Genomic DNA, 16,912 nt, shown 5'->3' with positions numbered 1-16,912 from the left:
CACCACGCCGGCGAATTCCGGCCCGGTGCCCGCGGCGGGACTCACTTCACTTGCGGCGGGACTTCGAAGGTGTGGAAAGGCGCCGGCGAGGGCACCGTCCACTCCAGGCCTTCCGCCCCTTCCCAGGGCTTGTCGGCTGCCTTCTCGCCGCCACGGTAGGACGGCAGCACCACGAAGAAGAAGAAGTACACCTGCATCAGGCCGAAGCCCAGTGCCCCGATCGAGGCGATCGCGTTGAAGTCCGCGAACTGCACCGGGTAGTCGGCATAGCGGCGCGGCATGCCGGCCAGGCCGAGGAAGTGCATCGGGAAGAAGGTGACGTTGAAGAAGATGATCGAGCCCCAGAAGTGGATCTGGCCGCGCGTCTCGTTGTACATGAAGCCGCTCCACTTCGGGCCCCAGTAGTAGAAGCCGGAGAACAGCGCGAACAGCGAGCCGGCCACCAGCACGTAGTGGAAGTGGGCCACGATGAAGTAGGTGTCCTGCAGCTGGATGTCGATCGGCGCGACGGCCGGCATCAGCCCGGTGAAGCCGCCGATGGTGAACACGAAGATGAAGCCGATCGCGAACAGCATCGGGGTCTCGAAAGTCATCGAGCCGCGCCACATGGTGGCGATCCAGTTGAAGATCTTCACCGCCGTCGGCACCGCGATCAGCATGGTCGCGTACATGAAGAACAGCTGGCCGGTCACCGGCATGCCGGTGGTGAACATGTGGTGCGCCCACACGATGAACGACAGGATGGCGATCGAGGCGGTCGCGTACACCATCGAGCTGTAGCCGAACAGGCGCTTGCGCGAGAAGGCCGGCACGACCTGCGAGATGATCCCGAATGCCGGCAGGATCATGATGTAGACCTCGGGGTGGCCGAAGAACCAGAAGATGTGCTGGTACATGACCGGGTCGCCGCCGCCCGCGGCGGAGAAGAAGCTGGTGCCGAAATGGCGGTCGGTCAGCACCATGGTGATGGCGCCGGCCAGCACGGGCATGACGGCGATCAGCAGGTAGGCCGTGATCAGCCAGGTCCAGCAGAACATCGGCATCTTCATCAGCGTCATGCCCGGGGCACGCATGTTGAGGATGGTCACGATGATGTTGATCGAGCCCATGATGGACGAGGCGCCCATGATGTGCATGGCGAAGATGGCCATGTCCATGCCCGGGCCCATCTGCACCGACAGCGGTGCGTAGAGGGTCCAGCCCGCGGCGGTGGCGCCGCCCGGCACGAAGAACGACAGCACCAGCAGCAGCGCGGCCGGCGGCATCAGCCAGAAGCTGAAGTTGTTCATCCGCGCGAAGGCCATGTCGGAGGCGCCGATCTGCAGCGGGATCATCCAGTTCGCGAACCCCACGAAGGCCGGCATGATGGCGCCGAACACCATGACCAGGCCGTGCATGGTGGTGAACTGGTTGAACAGTTCGGGGCGGAAGAACTGCAGGCCCGGCTCGAACAGCTCGAGGCGGATCAGCAGCGCCAGCACGCCGCCGGACAGCAGCATGGTGAAGGAGAACAGCAGGTACAGCGTGCCGATGTCCTTGTGGTTGGTGGCGAACAGCCAGCGGCGCCAGCCGTGCGGGTGGTCGTGGGCGTGATCGTCGTGGCCGTGCTCGTGCGGATGGGCCAGTGCGTCAGGGCTAGCAGTACTCATTCCGGAACTCCTGAAATCCTGTTCTTTCCTTGCGTCCACGATCAGCCTGCGACGCGGTTGCCCGCGAGGCTGGCCTGCTTGCCTGCGGCTTTGTCGTCCGCCTTGGGCTCGCCTGCCCCCGCGGCGCCGCCGCCCTCGGGGAACTTGCCGGTGCGGGCACCGGCGAAGTCGCGCGGCTGGATCACCTCGCCGGTATGGTTGCCCCAGTTGTTGCGGGTGAAGGTCATCACCGCCGCCAGCTCCGTGTCCGACAGGTGCTTCCACACGGGCATCGCGCCCTTGCCCTCGAGCAGGATGTGCATCTGGCCGGCATCCGGGCCATTGACGATCTTGGAGCCGTCCAGTGCCGGGAACGGTCCGCCGCCCTTGCCGTTGGGCTGGTGGCAGACCGCGCAGTTGGCCAGGTAGACCTTCTCGCCGCGCGCCTTCATTTCATCCAGCGTCCAGGTCTTGTTGGGATCGTCCGCCTTGGCCGCCATCTCCTTCTTCTTGCCGTCGACCCACTTGGTGTAGTCGGCGTCCGAGACCACGCGCACGACGATGGGCATGAAGGCATGTTCCTTGCCGCACAGCTCGGCGCACTGGCCGCGGTAGACACCGATCTTCTCCGCCTTGAACCAGGTGTCGCGCACGAAGCCGGGAATCGCATCCTGCTTGACGCCGAAGGCGGGGATCATCCAGGCGTGGATCACGTCGTTGGCCGTGGTGACGACGCGGATCTTCTTGTTGACCGGCACCACCATTTCGTTGTCCACCTCCATCAGGTAGGTGTTGCCCTTGGGTGCCTCGTTGTTGATCTGCTCGCGCGGGGTGGTCAGGGTGGAGACGAAGGAGATGCCCTCGCCTTCGCCCTTCAGGTAGTCATAGCCCCACTTCCACTGGTAGCCGGTGGCCTTGATGGTGATATCGGAGTTGGTGGTGTCCTTCATCGCCACCACCGTCTTGGTCGCCGGCAGGGCCATGGCGATCACGATCAGGAAGGGGACCACGGTCCAGACCACTTCGACCGTGATGCTCTCGTGGAAGGAGGCAGGCTTGGCCCCCTTGGACTTGCGGTGCTTGAACACGGAGTAGAACATCACGCCGAACACGCACACGAAGATCACGGTGCAGATGATCAGCATCATCCAGTTCAACCAATGGATCTGCTCGGCGATCTTGGTGACCGGCTCTGCGAGATTGAGCTGACGCACGGCGGGACCGCCTGGCATGTCGGTGACTGCCGGCGCCGCCTGGCTGACGAGCAGGGATGCGCCGGCCAGACATGCTGCGGATGCCTTCTTCCACATTTTCATTTTGTTATCTACCCAATTTACAGATTCAAATCTGTCCCACGCCTAGGTCCGGCGGCCGCTCCTCGGAGCGGCGCAGGGCAGTCGCGAGTTCCTGCGCGAACTTCCGGCGCGCGCTCGGGACCAGGAACTTCCCGACCCGCACGACACGCCCGCCCGAGCGCAATGTGACCAGCGCCCGGGAAGATTCACCCGACTCGACCCGCACCCAATGCGGGTTGAACTCCTGCCGCGACACCTTGCCGGCACTGGCTGTCTCCACTACCAGTTTTCCGCCTGCAAGGCTGACACGCTCATAATCCACTGCGTGCCGCGCATATACCAGCAGGGCAATCCCCAGCCCGATCAGGTCCAGGCCGGCAAAAGGCAGCACGAGCCAGTACCCCCACCACGCAATGAGCAGCGCGATGGCGAACGAAATGCATACGATGGAAAGGTAGAACCAGCCGACCTGGCGTGGAGAAAGCGAACAGTTGCGCTTCATCAGCCAGTCGGTGCACAGCGCCGGTCGAAGTCCGTTCAGACCTGCAACGGACTCATCTCGTGCCATCTGGAATGCGATACCCAAGTCTTGCATCGCCCACCACTCTGCATCGGATGCGTGCCCGGACGATGTCACCCAATTTCAAGGCGCCGGAGCGCTGTTATCTGCGGGTGGATTGTGCCAGGGGACCACTGCGACAAACTGGCGCATTATAGGGCGCTTCCCAGGCTCGAACAAGCCGCGACTTGCGTTCCGGGCTGGCGTCCGGCGTGAAATTGTGCTTGTACTTTGCGTATCTTGACGAACGCGCGGAGCTATGCGCGGGGCCGCCCGCGGCCGATGCGATCGAGCGGGACCACCGCATTGCCCTGCGCATCGAGTGGCTGGCCGGCACGCGGCGGCAGCTTCCAGGCATGCCCGTAGACGACCTCGAAGGTGAGCGCGATCTCGCCCTGGGCATTGCGCCGGCGCTCCAGCGCGGCCAGCAGCGCCGCATGCCAGCGGCGTCCGCGCAGGCCTCCGCCGGGGCGGCGCAGCCCGCCCATGGCATGGACCTCGCGCAGCAGCGTCTGCGGATTCTCGTAGGTGATCGTCAGCGTCTCCATGTCCATCACCGGGGTGGACCAGCCGCTGTGCACCAGCATGTCGCCGATATCGTGCATGTCGACGAAGCGCAGCGTGTGGACATCGCCGTCGACCTCGGCGAAGGCCTCGCGCAATTCCTTCAGCGTGTCCGGCCCGAACAGCGAGAACAGCACCAGCCCGTCCGTGCGCGTCACGCGGTGCCACTCGGGAAATACCAGATGCGGTTCCGGGTGCCAGTGCAGGGCCAGATTGGACCAAAGCATGTCAAAGCTGTCGGCGGCGAAAGGCAGCGTGGCAAGATCGCCCTGCACCAGTTCGAACAGCGGGCGCTTGCCCAGCATGCGCCCGATCCAGCCCGGCCGGCGCTGGGGGTCGCGCTGGCCGGCCTCGCGCAGCATGGCCGCCGACACATCGAGGCCCGCGATCTGCGCATCCGGATACTGCGCGCGCAGCGCGGCCAGGCCCTGGCCATGGCCGCAGCCGATATCGAGCGCCCGGCCGGGCGTCAGCCGGATCAGTTGCATGCGCTCCTGCATGCGCTGGCCGATCTCGCCGAAGAGGAAATCGAGCTGGTCGAAGGCAGCGCTGCGCCTGTCGAAGGCGAGGCGGGTCAGCCGCGTGGACGGCAGGAAGGCATCGGGAGAAGCAGCGGCATGCAGGGACACGGACAAACCAGGCAGCGGATGGAAGACGACAAGGCACCGCGCGCACCCGTCGACGCCAGGGCGCCGGCCGCGGCGCGGGAGGACGAAGCGCAAGTATACGCGCGATGCGCCGGGCGGGCCGGCGGCCGCGCAGCCGGCCGCGCCCTGGCCCTCGGCCGGGCGGCGTGGCGGGCCTGCCTGGATGCCTTGCTGCCGTGCGCCTGCGCCCTGTGCGGGCAGGTCCAGCGGGAGGTCGTCTGCGCCGGCTGCGCGCAGGACCTGCTGCCCGTGGTGCCGCGCTGTCCCGTGTGCGGCCTGCCTGCCGGCCGGTCCGCCGGCGGCGCTTCCCTGCCCTGCGCCGGCTGCCGCCAGGCAGCGCCGTCCTTCGACGCGGCACTGACCCTTGGCGACTACGCGCCGCCGCAGGACAGCCTGGTGCTGGCACTCAAGTTCGGCGGCGTCCTGCCGCTGGCCGGCTGGCTCGCCGCGCAGCTCGCCGGGCGGATGGTCCGCTCAGGGTTTCCAGCGCCGGCACTGCTGGCGCCCGTGCCGCTGGCGCCACGCCGTCTCGCCACGCGCGGCTTCAACCAAGCCTGGGAAATCGCCAGGCCGCTGGCACGGCAGCTCGGCGTCCGGGCCGACCCGGTGCTGCTGAGGCGCCGGCGCGAGACATCGGCGCAGAGCGCACTGGATCTGGCCGCCCGCGGGCGCAATGTGCAGGATGCGTTCGCCTTGTCCGTGCCGGCACGGCTGGATGGCCTGCATGTCGGCCTGGTGGACGATGTGATGACATCGGGGGCCACGCTGGCGGCGGCGGCACGCACGCTCAAGGCCCATGGCGCCGCGCGCGTCACGGTGCTGGTGGCACTGCGCACGCCGTGAACGAACGGCGCACCCGGCCATCGCGGGCGCGCCGCCGACACAACGGCGCATGGTGCGGCAAAATGTCGCAGGCCGGGCTGCGCGCGCAAGCCCCCGCCCGGAGCACGCCGCCGGCGTGACAGCGGCCGCCGGCACGCGGTAAGCTGCGCCTCGTCTCATCACCGCCTTGCCGCGCCGGGCACAGCCCCGGCCACCTGCCATGTTCAACGTCGTCCTGGTCGAACCGGAGATCCCCCCCAATACCGGCAATGTCATCCGCCTGTGCGCCAATACCGGTGCGCGCCTGCACCTGGTCAAGCCGCTCGGCTTCCCGCTCGACGATGCCCGCATGCGGCGCGCCGGGCTGGACTACCACGAGTACGCCGCGATGCGTGTGCACGAGAACTGGGAAGCCCTGCTCACCGACGAACGGCCGGACCCGGCCCGCATGTTCGCGCTGACCACCAAGGGCTCGACGCCCTTCGGCCAGGTAGCGTTCGCGCCGGGCGACTGGTTCGTGTTCGGTTCGGAGACGCGCGGCCTGGCGCCGGAGCGGCGCGAGTGGTTTCCGCCCGCGCAGCGCATCCGGCTGCCGATGCGCCCCGACAACCGCAGCCTGAACCTGTCCAACACCGTCGCCGTGGTGGTGTTCGAGGCCTGGCGGCAGAACGGTTTCGCCGGCGGCGCCTGAGTTTTTCCGCGCCGCTCCGGGCGGCAATACCGGGGAGGCTATTCGGGCTGCACGCCGGCCGCGCGGATCACCTTGGCCCAGCGCAGCTTCTCGCTTTCCATGGTCCGGCGCAGGGAATCCGGCGCCGTGCCGGCCGGCGCGAAGTACTGCGCGCGCAGCTTGTCGCGCACGTCCTCGCTCTGGAGGATGGCGACCACCTCGCGGTAAAGCCGTTCGACGATGGGCGCCGGCGTACCGGCTGGCACCAGCACCGCCTGCCACGAGATCGCCTCGAATCCGGGGTAGCCCGACTCGGCCACCGTCGGTACTCCGGGCAACAGCGCGGTCCGCCCGCTGCTGGTCACCGCCAGCAGCCGCAGCTTGCCCGCGCTGACCAGCGGCATGGCGATCGCCGGCACCATGAAGCCGGCCTGCACCTGCCCGCTGGCGATCGCCGTCGTCACTTGCGGAAAGCCAGGATAGGGCACGTGCTGCAGTTCGATGCCGGCCATCGCCTTGAGCTGCTCCATGGCCAGGTGGGCGGCACTGCCGCTGCCAACGGACCCGTAGTTGAGGGCACCGGGCTTCGCCTTGGCCAGGGCCACGAACTCGCGCAGGTTCCTGGCCGGCAGGCGGGCATCGATGACCAGCACGTTGGGCGAGGTGGCCACCAGGCTGACGGGTGCGAGCTGGCGCACCGGATCGTAGCCCAGGTGGCGCCACAGCATCGGCGCGGTCACGAGCGGACCGTTGATGGTGAACAGCAGCGTGTAGCCATCCGGCGCCGCGCGCGCCACCATGCCGGTGCCGATATTGCCGCCGGCACCCGGACGGTTCTCCACCACCACCGGCTGACCCAGTGCGCCCGCCAGCTTCTCGGCCAGCAGGCGGGCGTTCAGGTCGGGCGACGAGCCCGGGGGAAACGGCACGACCATGCGCAAGGGACGGGCGGGCCAGGATTCGGCCCGCGCGAACGGCGCGGCCGCGCAGACGCCTGCCGCCGCCAATGCCAGCAGGATGCGGCGGCGGTTCATCTGGGCAATGCTGCGGGACATGAAATCCTTCAAGGAAATGGAAGCAGGTTGCGCACGGTCCGGCCAAGACGCCAGACCGTGCGGGCCGCGCGCGGCGTCACTCGTCGCGCGCGTCGCGCTGGAGCAGGCGCGAAACCGCGTCAGACACGGCCAGCCCTTCGAACAGTACCGCGCAGACCGCGCGCGTGATCGGCATCTCCACGCCGCTGGCTTCGGCCAGGGCCGCCACCGCCTGGGCGCAGCGCACGCCTTCGGCCACATGGCCCAGTTCGGCCAGGATCTGGTCGAGTGTCTTGCCCGCGGCAAGCTCGCGTCCCACCTTGCGGTTGCGCGACAGGTCACCGGTGGCGGTCAGGATCAGGTCGCCCACGCCGGCCAGGCCCATGAAAGTCTCGGCGCGTCCGCCCAGCGCCAGGCCGAGGCGGGTCATCTCGGCCAGGCCGCGCGTGATCAGCGCCGCCCGCGCGTTGAGCCCCAGCCCCAGGCCGTCGCTGGCCCCGGTCGCGATGGCCAGCACGTTCTTGACCGCCCCGCCGACCTCGACGCCGATCAGGTCATCGCTGCCGTAGATGCGCATCGCATGGTGGTGGAAGGCAGCCTGTGCCAGGTCGGCCAGCCCGGGCGAGCGGCCCGCGACGGTCAGTGCGCAAGGCAGCCCCGCGGCCACCTCCCGTGCGAAGCTGGGACCGCTCAGCACGCCATAGTCGACCGAGCCGTCCGCCACGCCGGCCGCGGCCAGTTCGGCCCGCACCATCTGGTGGGGCAAGGCCTGCGTGCCGGCCTCGAAACCCTTGCACAGCCACAGCATGCGCAGGCGCCCGCCGCGGCGCGCGGCCAGTCGCCGCGTCATCTCGCGCAGCCCGGCTACCGGCGTGGCCACGATCACCAGGCTGTCGGGCGTATCCATACCATGGGCAGCGGCGCGCTCGAAGTCCGGCTCCACCGCCAATCGTGCCGACAAAGCCACACCGGGCAGGTAGGCGTCATTGCTCCGCGTCGAGGCGATGGCGGCGAGCTGCGCGGCGTCGCGCCCCCACAGCACCACCTCGTGCGCGGCGGCGGCATGGCTGGCGAGCGCGGTACCCCAGGCACCGGCGCCAAGGAAGGCGATGTTCATGTCAGTCGGAACGGAAGATCTGCGCGTTCGATGGTAGCGCGGGATGGCGGCGGGCGGAATCCGCGCGCCGCCGCCGCAATGAAAAACGGGGCCGCAGCCCCGTCCTGACAGCGTCTGCCGGTGGCCCCGATCAGTGGCGGGCCTGGCTGCCGTCGGGCATCACGATGCCGCTGTTGCCTTCCTGGGCACCTTCCGCCTCGGCCATGGCGGCCTGCAGGCGCTGCTCGTAGAGCGCCTGGAAGTTGATTTCCGACAGGTGGATGGCCTGGAAGCCGGCGCGCGTGATCACGTCAGCGATATTGCCGCGCAGGTACGGATAGAGGATGGTCGGGCAGGCGATGCCCAGCAGCGGGTCGAGCTGCTCCATCGGCACGTTGCGGATGTCGAAGATGCCGGCCTGGTGAGCTTCCACCAGGAATGCCACCTTGTCCTGCACCTTGGTCGTCACGGTGCCGGTCACGACCACTTCGAAGATGCCTTCCTGCAGTTGCGCGGCGCCGACGTTCACCTGGACTTCGACCGAAGGCGCCTCGGTTTCCAGGAAGATGGCGGGCGAGTTCGGCTGCTCGAGCGACATGTCCTTCAGGTACACGCGCTGGATGTTGAAGAACGGCTGGTCGTCTTGCTGCTGGTTTTGCTGATCGCTCATGAAAGGCTTCCGGGATTGGCGTGGAGCGCCAGGGCCGGCCGCCGGCACGCCTTCGGGCGGCCGGCCGGGCCGGGCCTGCGCCCGGTTGGAAAAGGCATATGGTACATGACGCGGGTGGCGATTTCACCCGCTCGGCGGCGCTCAGGCAGCCAGCAGCGGTACCAGGCCGCCCTGGCGGTCGAGCGCGGACAGGTCGTCGAAGCCGCCGACGTGGGTGTCGTCGATGTAGATCTGCGGCACGGTACGACGGCCGGTGCGCGCCATCATTTCCTCGCGTTTGCCCGGTTCGCGGTCGATCAGGATCTTTTCGATCGACTCGACACCCTTGGACTTGAGCAGGCGCTCAGCCATCTGGCAATAGGGACACACCACGGTGCTGTACATGACGACTCGTGCCATGCGGCATTCTCCTATACGACTTTACGAGTTTTCAGCTTGCGATTTGTGACTCGGGATCCTCGATCCACAACAAATCCTGACCCGGACGCGGACGCCTGAGCGGCTGGGGGCATCCGCGCCCCGGGGTGATTACTTCACCACCGGAAGACCGGCCTGCTGCCAGGCGGCCAGGCCGCCGTCCAGCGAATAGACCTCACTGTAACCGGCTTCCTTCAGGGCTGCATGCGCCTTGCCCGAGCTCTGCCCGGTCTGGCACACCACGATGATGGGTACGGACTTGTCCTTTGCAAGGCCGGCGGCACGAGCCGCCAGGTCGCTCAGCGGCGCGCTCTTGGCCTGCGGCAGGTGACCCTTGGCGAACTCCGCGGCTTCGCGGATGTCCACCACCACCGCATTGCGCTTGTTGATCATCTGCGTGGCAATGGTCGTGTTGACGCGCTTGCCACCCGCGCCCCGGGAGATCGTCGGCCAGGCCAGCAGGCCGCCCGACACCACGGCGACGGCGATCAGGGCGAGGTTGTTGTAGTCGGCAAAGAAATTCACGTTGGCATTCCGGTGGGTTGGGTCGGCGGCATTATAAAATACGCAGTTTCGCGCCCGCGGCGAACGGGCCTGCCGCCATTGTCTCTTATTTGACACATGGGGCCCTGCCGCCGCGGCCGCCGCGCCAGATCACCCACTCTCTCGGAAAGCAGCATGTACAAGCTCGTCCTCATCCGCCACGGCGAATCGACGTGGAACCTCGAAAACCGCTTCACCGGCTGGGTCGACGTCGACCTGACCGAAACCGGCGCCGCCCAGGCCCGCCAGGCCGGCAAGCTGCTGAAGGAAGCCGGTTTTGCCTTCGACATCGCCTACACCTCGGTGCTCAAGCGGGCCATCCGCACCCTGTGGCACGTGCAGGACGAGATGGACGAGATGTGGATCCCGGTGCGCAACGAATGGCGCCTGAACGAGCGCCACTATGGCGCCCTGGCCGGCCTGAACAAGTCCGAGACCGCCGCCAAGTTCGGCGACGAACAGGTGCTGGTCTGGCGCCGCAGCTACGACACCCCGCCGCCCGCGCTGGAGCCGGCAGACCCGCGCGCCTCGTACGCCGACCCGCGCTACGCCGGCGTGCCGCGCGAACAGATTCCGCTGACCGAATGCCTGAAGGACACCGTGGCGCGCGTGCTGCCTCTGTGGAACGAATCCATCGCTCCGGATATCAAAGCGGGCAAGCGCGTGGTGATCGCCGCCCATGGCAACAGCATCCGCGCCCTGGTGAAATACCTCGACCAGATCTCGGATGACGACATCGTTGGCCTCAACATCCCCAATGGCACGCCCCTGGTGTATGAGCTCGACGCCGACCTGCGGCCGCTGCGCCACTACTATCTCGGCGACCAGGAAGCGATCGCCGCTTCGCTGGCCGCCGTCGCCAGCCAGGGCAAGTCGCGCTGAACCCCTGACGGCGTGCGTGCGCCGGCCCACCGGCCGGCGGGCGCGCGCCGACCGTTTCCCCGCCACCCTCTTATACTGTCGGACATTGCGGCGCCCGGCCAGCCACTGAGGCCGGCCCGATCCGCAACCCCACTCCTTACTCGTTCAGGCAGCCCTCATGCGTAAGACGCTAAAGAACATCAGTCTGGTTTCTGTCGGCCTCGTCGCCGGCGTACTGGCGACGCTGCAGATCTCCGCCACCGCGCAGAACGCGTCCGGGCCGCTGCCGCTCGACCAGCTGCGGCTGATGGCCGACATCTTCGGCCAGATCAAGCGCGAGTACGTGGAACCGGTCGATGACAAGCAGTTGCTGACTGCCGCCATCAAGGGCATGGTATCCAGCCTCGACCCGCACTCCGCCTACCTGGACGAAAAGGACTTCAAGGAACTCCAGGAGGGCACGCGCGGCCGCTTTGCCGGGCTCGGCATCGAGATCTCGCAGGAAGACGGCCTGGTCAAGGTGATCAATCCGATCGAGGACACGCCCGCCTTCCGCGCCGGCATCCAGCCGGGCGACCTGATCACCCGCATCGACGACAAGCCGGTGCGTGGCCTGCCGCTCGAGCAGGCCGTCAAGCGCATGCGCGGCGAGCCGGGCACCAAGGTCACGCTGACGATCTACCGCAAGAGCGACGAGCGCACCTTCCCGGTGACGATCACCCGCGCGGAAATCCAGGTGCAATCGGTCAAGACCAAGCTGCTCGACCATGACATCGCCTGGGTGCGCCTGACCAGCTTCCAGGAACGCACCGTGGCCGACCTGGGCCGCAAGCTGAGCGAGCTGGCGCAGAAGGACCCGAACCTCAAGGGCGTGATCCTCGATCTGCGCAACAACGGCGGCGGCGTGCTGCAGGGTGCGGTCGGCGTGGCCGCGGCCTTCCTGGGCAACGATGCGGTGGTGGTCTCGACCAACGGCCAGGTACCGGATGCCAAGCGCGTCTACAAGGCCTCCTTCAGCAACTACCGCCTGTCCTCGCTGGACGACGATCCGCTCAAGGACCTGCCGGCCCTGTACAAGACGGTGCCGATGGTGGTGCTGACCAACGCCTATTCGGCCTCCGCATCGGAAATCGTCGCCGGTGCGCTCAAGGACCATCACCGCGCCCTGATCATGGGCAAGACCACGTTCGGCAAGGGCTCGGTGCAGACCGTGCGCCCGCTGCCCAACGATACCGGCATCAAGCTGACCATCGCGTACTACTACACGCCGAGCGGCAAGTCGATCCAGGCCTGGGGCATCCGTCCGGACATCCCGGTCGACCAGAACCCGGATGGCGACCCGGACGACGCGCTGGTCACGCGCGAGATCGACACCGAGCACCACCTGCACAACAAGCAGGAGTCCGAGCTGCCGGAAATGCAGGGACGCGAGCAGCGCCGTGTCGAGGAACTGCGCCGCCTGGAAGAAGAGAACGCGAAGAAGACGCCGGAAGAACGCGAGAAGGAACGCAAGAAGAAGCCGATCGAGTTCGGTTCGGCCGACGACTTCATGCTGCAGCAGGCCATCAACCAGCTCACCGGCAAGCCGGTCCTGCGCTCCAAGTCGCGCCTGGAACTGGCTGACGAGAAGGCGGCCAAGCCGGTGGACAAGAAGCCCGGGAAATCTCCCGCGGCCAAGCCGGCCCCGGCGCCGGCCGCCCCCGCCAACGGCGCGCCGCCGGCCAGCTCCCCGCTCGGCGAGCCGCTGGGCACGCCGACCGGCAAGGCGCCCTGAGGTGCACCGAGCGAGCGGCCCTGCGGGGCCGCTTTTTCTTTGGCTCCCGGCCCGGCCGGGAGCCTCAGCGAACCTTGGGGAAATCATGTCCGCCGCCATGAACGACGACCAACTGCTGCGCTACTCGCGCCATATCCTGCTGGACGAACTCGGCATCGAGGGCCAGGAGCGCCTGCTGGGCGGGCATGCACTGGTGATCGGCGCCGGCGGCCTTGGTACGGCCGCCCTGCCCTACCTGGCCTCGGCCGGCGTCGGCACCATCACGGTGGTGGACGACGACGCGGTCGACCTGACCAACCTGCAGCGGCAGATCCTGCATACGACGGCCAGCATCGGCCGCGCCAAGGTGGAATCGGCGCGCGAGGGCATGCTGCGCATCAACCCCGGCATCGCGGTCCGCACCGTCGCGGCACGCGTGGGAGAGGCCGAACTGGCGGCGCTGGCCGCCGAGGCCGACGTGGTGCTCGACTGTTGCGACAACTTCACCACGCGGCAGGCGGTCAACCGCGCCTGCGTGCGCCACCGCGTCCCGCTGGTGTCCGGTGCCGCCCTGCGCTTCGATGGCCAGATCAGTGTGTTCGACCGCCGCCTCGACGATGCGCCCTGCTACGCCTGCCTGTTCCCGCCGTCGGAACCTGCACCGGAGGTGGCATGCGCCACCATGGGCGTGTTCGCGCCGCTGGTCGGCATGGTGGGAACGGTACAGGCGGCTGAAGCGCTGAAGCTGCTGGCCGGTATCGGCGACAGCCTGGCCGGCCGCCTGCTGATGGTCGATGCGTTGCGCATGGAATGGACCACGATGAAACTGATGCGCGTGCCGGGCTGCGAGGTATGCGGCGGCGCCTGAGGCCCGGCTGAGGCCCGACTGAGGCCCGACTGAGGCCCGACTGCTCAGGCTGCCGGCGCGCTGCGCGCCCGCAGGTAGTCGGTCACCGCGGCGCGATCGCCGCGGAAGATGATACGGGCCTCGCGCGACTCGCGCTGGTAGGCATACATGGGATCGTAGTAGTGCTGCAGCAGCACCATGATCCAGCCATGGTGCAGCTCCACGTCCCCCGTGCTGGCCTGGTGCGCCAGCGCCTGTTCGAGCAGCGCCGACAGCCGCCCGTAGCGCGCCCCGCCCAGCCTGCGCGCGATGCCGGCCATGGCCTCGCGCAAGCGCTCCGCGTATGCCGCAAAGCCGGCCTCCGGCCCGCGCGCGGCGATGAAATCAGCGCACAGGCCCTGCACATAGTCGCGCAGCACGCGCTGCACGCGCTCCTCGAAAGAAACTTCCACCCAGACCAGCGGGCTCTGCTGCATGCGATCGTAGAGCCCGAGCGGCAACACCCGGCTGCCGACGAAGCGCCCCTCATCCTCCAGCACGATGGCCCGCCAGCCGTCCTCGCGGCGCCGGAGCAGGTCGATGGCCAGGGCATTCTCGAAATCGATCTGGCTGGGCTGCGCCTGCGCGCGCCGCCCGAAGCTCGACCCACGGTGCCGGGCCAGCCCTTCCAGGTCGACCGCGGCACCGAGGTCGCTCAGGATCTCGGTCTTGCCGCTGCCGGTCAGCCCGCCCAGCACCAGCAGGTTCCCACGCGCGGCCTGGTCGGTCACACCGATCAGGTAGCCGCGCATGGCCTTGTAGCCGCCGGTGATGCGCGGGTAGTCGATGCCGGCTTCCGCGCGCAGCCACTGCTGCACGATCTGCGACCGCATGCCGCCGCGGAAGCAGTAGAGGAAACCGTCCGGATGGGCATTGGCGAAGCCGGCCCACGCGGCCATGCGCGCGGCCTTGCGCTCGCCCGATACCAGGTGATGGCCCAGCGCCACGGCCGCCGCCGGCCCGTGCAGGTGGTAGGACAAGCCGACCTGGTGGCGCTCCTCGTCGTCCATCAGCGGCAGGTTCACCGTGCCGGGAAACGCGCCACGCGCGAATTCGGCCGGGGCACGGACGTCGAGCAGCGGCACGCCGGCCAGCAAGACCCCGCGATAATCGGTGCTATCCGCCCGCATCAAACCACCTCGACCGCATGCTCGCCGCGTGCCACCAGCTCGCCGATCGGTGCCAGCGACAGGCCGAACTCCGCGCACGCCGCCAGGAAGGCCGGCTCGCCCTCCGGCTCCACCGCCACCAGCAGGCCGCCGCTGGTCTGCGGATCGCACAGCACGGCGCGGCGCGCGGCATCGAGCGCGCCGATGCGATGACCGTAGCTGTCGAAATTGCGCTGGGTGCCGCCGGGCACGCAGCCTGCCGCGACATAGCGCGCCACCTCGGGCAGCACCGGCACGGCAGCGTAGTCCAGGCGTGCGCTCAGCCCGCTGCCATCGGCCATCTCGACCAGGTGCCCGAGCAGGCCGAAGCCGGTCACGTCGGTCATCGCACGCACGCCGGACAGCCGGCCGAAGCGGCTGCCGGCGCGGTTGAGCACGCACATCCAGTCACGCGCGAGGTGGATATCCTCGGGCCGCAGCGTGCCCTTCTTCTCGGCGGTGGTCAGCACGCCGATGCCCAGCGGCTTGGTCAGGTACAGCCGACAGCCGGCCACCGCAGTGTCGTTGCGCTTCAGGTGGGCGCGCTCGACCACGCCGGTCACGGCGAGGCCGAAGATCGGCTCCGGTGCGTCGATCGAGTGTCCGCCCGCGAGCGGTATGCCGGCCTCGTCGCAGGCCTTGCGTCCACCGGCGACCACTTCGCGCGCCACCTCCGGCGGCAGCACGTTGACCGGCCAGCCGAGGATGGCGATGGCCATCAGCGGATCCGCGCCCATCGCGTAGATATCGCTGATCGCGTTGGTGGCGGCGATACGGCCGAAGTCGAACGGGTCGTCGACGATGGGCATGAAGAAGTCGGTGGTCGAAACCACGCCGCGTTCGCTGTCGGGGGCGCCCAGGGCGTAGACCGCGGCATCATCGCGCGAGGCATTGCCCACCCACAGGCGCGGATCGGCATGCTGCGCCCCGCTGCCCGAGAGAATGACATCGAGCACTTTCGGGGAAATCTTGCAGCCACAGCCGGCGCCGTGGCTGTACTGCGTCAGACGGATGGCATCGGCCATGGACGGACTCCTGTCGGCGATACGGAATTCTGGCGTGGGAATTCGGCTGTGGATGGGAATCGAAGCGGGAACGAGAACCCTTACGGCGGGAGGCCGAGCGCCCGTTCGACGGCGCGGATGCGCCGCGGCGGGCGCTGCCGCTGGCGGGCGGCGTAGCAGCGGGCCGGGCGGCCCGCCTGGGGCGGATCAGTGCTCGCCCGGCTCCATCTGCGACTGCAGATAGTTCTGCAGGCCGACCTTGTCGATCAGGTCGAGCTGCGTCTCCAGGTAATCGATATGCTCTTCGGTATCGGTCTGGATATCGACGAGGATCTCGCGGCTCACATAGTCCCCCACCGACTCGCAATAGGCGATGGCTTCCTTGACGGTGGCGTGCGCGCCTTGCTCCAGCTTCAGGTCGCACTTGAGCATCTCGGGCGTGTTCTCGCCCAGCAGCAGCTTGTGCAGGTCCTGCAGGTTGGGCAGCCCATCCAGCATCAGGATGCGGTCGATCAGCCGATCGGCGTGCTTCATCTCACCAATCGATTCCTTGTATTCCACGTCGCCGAGCTTCTTCAGGCCCCAGTGGCGATACATGCGCGCGTGGAGGAAATACTGGTTGATCGCGGTCAGCTCGTTCTTCAGCTGAGCGTTGAGATACTGGATGACCTTCTTGTCACCTTTCATTAGCGGCTCCTGTTGCATCGGGGCCCGCTGAAACGCGATGCGGCGCCGACGCGCCGCATGCAGTCATCCAAGGTGAACGTGCCGAACCGGAGGAACGTACGCCAGGGGACGTACGGACGCGCGCGATGAAGCGATGATCGCGCGCGAGTTCAGGCAACCAGCGCGGTGCGCTGGTCGTTCGCGACTGCCGGGTCCCGAGTGTCCATTATGGCACGCGACCCTGGCTGCGAACAGGAAGAAATTTCCGTAATCTGGATCACGGCGGTGGTGGTGGCCTTCATGGCGCTGGCTGCCGCCACGCCTTCGCACAGGACCTGCTGCGCGCATTCGCGGCAGCGGCCGCAGCAGGTGCCGACACCCAGCGTTTCCGCCAGTTCGTCGAGCGTGGATACGCCCAGATGGACAGCACCGTGGATCTCGCGATCCGTGACCTGGTTGCAGATGCAGACGTACACAAATCCCTCCTTGGGTCGGCGGTCACACCGGCATGTCACCGCCAATGAACGTCAGCTTAACAGAGATCGAAAATGATAACAATTCCCATTAAGCCTCATGTGACGACCCCTGCCCGACGTCTTTGAATGTCGATGACAGCCCACAAAACCACGGGCTCCCGCACGCACATCCC

At 67.8% G+C, this 16,912-nt stretch carries 18 protein-coding genes; 5 read left to right on the top strand and 13 right to left on the bottom strand.

Going from position 1 to position 16,912, the window contains the following annotated elements:
- Nucleotides 1-41: 41 nt before the first annotated feature.
- From ctaD to BKK80_RS03450, 4 genes are all read right to left on the bottom strand, one after another.
- A complete protein-coding gene (ctaD, locus tag BKK80_RS03465) occupies nt 42-1,649 on the bottom strand; it encodes a cytochrome c oxidase subunit I (RefSeq protein ID WP_071010889.1) in 1,608 nt (535 codons plus the stop codon).
- A 41-nt stretch (nt 1,650-1,690) separates the two neighbouring features.
- Nucleotides 1,691-2,944, bottom strand: coding sequence for a cytochrome c oxidase subunit II (gene coxB / locus BKK80_RS03460; protein WP_071010888.1), 1,254 nt, complete (start codon nt 2,942-2,944; stop codon nt 1,691-1,693).
- A gap of 25 nt (nt 2,945-2,969) precedes the next feature.
- Nucleotides 2,970-3,518 carry a DUF2244 domain-containing protein gene (locus tag BKK80_RS03455; RefSeq protein ID WP_071010887.1) on the bottom strand — a complete coding sequence of 183 codons (549 nt, stop codon included), beginning with the start codon at nt 3,516-3,518 and terminating at the stop codon, nt 2,970-2,972.
- Nucleotides 3,519-3,739: 221 nt separating this feature from the next.
- Entirely contained in the window at nt 3,740-4,675 is a 936-nt protein-coding gene (locus tag BKK80_RS03450) for a methyltransferase domain-containing protein (protein ID WP_156811107.1), read from the bottom strand.
- A gap of 18 nt (nt 4,676-4,693) precedes the next feature.
- Here BKK80_RS03450 and BKK80_RS03445 point away from each other — a divergent pair, with 18 nt between their 5' ends.
- Nucleotides 4,694-5,536, top strand: a complete 843-nt coding sequence (locus tag BKK80_RS03445; protein ID WP_232346286.1) for a ComF family protein — start codon at nt 4,694-4,696, stop codon at nt 5,534-5,536.
- A 199-nt stretch (nt 5,537-5,735) separates the two neighbouring features.
- A complete protein-coding gene (trmL, locus tag BKK80_RS03440) occupies nt 5,736-6,206 on the top strand; it encodes a tRNA (uridine(34)/cytosine(34)/5-carboxymethylaminomethyluridine(34)-2'-O)-methyltransferase TrmL (protein ID WP_071010885.1) in 471 nt (156 codons plus the stop codon).
- Between the two features lie 38 nt (nt 6,207-6,244).
- Here trmL and BKK80_RS03435 read toward each other — a convergent pair whose 3' ends face one another.
- The 5 genes from BKK80_RS03435 to BKK80_RS03415 form a co-directional block, all read right to left on the bottom strand.
- Nucleotides 6,245-7,240, bottom strand: coding sequence for a Bug family tripartite tricarboxylate transporter substrate binding protein (locus tag BKK80_RS03435; protein WP_071037547.1), 996 nt, complete (start codon nt 7,238-7,240; stop codon nt 6,245-6,247).
- 76 nt (nt 7,241-7,316) lie between these two features.
- A complete protein-coding gene (locus BKK80_RS03430; RefSeq protein ID WP_071010883.1) occupies nt 7,317-8,336 on the bottom strand; it encodes an NAD(P)H-dependent glycerol-3-phosphate dehydrogenase in 1,020 nt (339 codons plus the stop codon).
- Between the two features lie 130 nt (nt 8,337-8,466).
- Nucleotides 8,467-8,985, bottom strand: coding sequence for a protein-export chaperone SecB (gene secB, locus BKK80_RS03425; RefSeq protein WP_071010882.1), 519 nt, complete (start codon nt 8,983-8,985; stop codon nt 8,467-8,469).
- Nucleotides 8,986-9,126: 141 nt separating this feature from the next.
- Complete coding sequence (gene grxC, locus BKK80_RS03420) at nt 9,127-9,384, bottom strand: glutaredoxin 3 (protein ID WP_071010881.1); 258 nt, start codon at nt 9,382-9,384, stop codon at nt 9,127-9,129.
- Nucleotides 9,385-9,513: 129 nt separating this feature from the next.
- Nucleotides 9,514-9,927: a rhodanese-like domain-containing protein gene (locus BKK80_RS03415; protein ID WP_071010880.1), complete on the bottom strand. Its 414-nt coding sequence runs from the start codon at nt 9,925-9,927 to the stop codon at nt 9,514-9,516.
- Nucleotides 9,928-10,080: 153 nt separating this feature from the next.
- Here BKK80_RS03415 and gpmA point away from each other — a divergent pair, with 153 nt between their 5' ends.
- The 3 genes from gpmA to BKK80_RS03400 all read left to right on the top strand — a co-directional run bounded on the left by gpmA (nt 10,081) and on the right by BKK80_RS03400 (nt 13,427).
- The gene (gene gpmA / locus BKK80_RS03410; protein ID WP_071010879.1) at nt 10,081-10,827 is read left to right on the top strand and encodes a 2,3-diphosphoglycerate-dependent phosphoglycerate mutase; all 747 of its coding nucleotides are present in this window, start codon (nt 10,081-10,083) and stop codon (nt 10,825-10,827) included.
- Nucleotides 10,828-10,984: 157 nt separating this feature from the next.
- Nucleotides 10,985-12,580: a S41 family peptidase gene (locus BKK80_RS03405; protein WP_071010878.1), complete on the top strand. Its 1,596-nt coding sequence runs from the start codon at nt 10,985-10,987 to the stop codon at nt 12,578-12,580.
- A 97-nt stretch (nt 12,581-12,677) separates the two neighbouring features.
- Nucleotides 12,678-13,427, top strand: a complete 750-nt coding sequence (locus BKK80_RS03400; RefSeq protein WP_071070648.1) for a HesA/MoeB/ThiF family protein — start codon at nt 12,678-12,680, stop codon at nt 13,425-13,427.
- A 44-nt stretch (nt 13,428-13,471) separates the two neighbouring features.
- Here BKK80_RS03400 and mnmH read toward each other — a convergent pair whose 3' ends face one another.
- From mnmH to BKK80_RS03380, 4 genes are all read right to left on the bottom strand, one after another.
- Nucleotides 13,472-14,575, bottom strand: coding sequence for a tRNA 2-selenouridine(34) synthase MnmH (gene mnmH, locus BKK80_RS03395; RefSeq protein WP_071010877.1), 1,104 nt, complete (start codon nt 14,573-14,575; stop codon nt 13,472-13,474).
- Nucleotides 14,575-15,618 (bottom strand): selenide, water dikinase SelD, encoded by a 1,044-nt coding sequence (selD, locus tag BKK80_RS03390; RefSeq protein ID WP_071068592.1) that lies wholly within the window; start codon nt 15,616-15,618, stop codon nt 14,575-14,577. Before selD ends, mnmH begins: the two co-directional genes overlap by 1 nt.
- Before the next feature lie 186 nt (nt 15,619-15,804).
- Nucleotides 15,805-16,284 carry a bacterioferritin gene (gene bfr / locus BKK80_RS03385; RefSeq protein WP_071010875.1) on the bottom strand — a complete coding sequence of 160 codons (480 nt, stop codon included), beginning with the start codon at nt 16,282-16,284 and terminating at the stop codon, nt 15,805-15,807.
- A gap of 149 nt (nt 16,285-16,433) precedes the next feature.
- Nucleotides 16,434-16,739, bottom strand: a complete 306-nt coding sequence (locus tag BKK80_RS03380; protein ID WP_071010874.1) for a (2Fe-2S)-binding protein — start codon at nt 16,737-16,739, stop codon at nt 16,434-16,436.
- Nucleotides 16,740-16,912 lie beyond the last annotated feature (173 nt).

It is taken from the genome of Cupriavidus malaysiensis (assembly GCF_001854325.1).
In the GTDB taxonomy this organism is placed as follows: Bacteria; Pseudomonadota; Gammaproteobacteria; order Burkholderiales; family Burkholderiaceae; genus Cupriavidus; species Cupriavidus malaysiensis.
The sequence above is the reverse complement of the archived record's forward strand: the minus strand, read 5'-3'. Positions and strand labels throughout refer to the sequence as shown.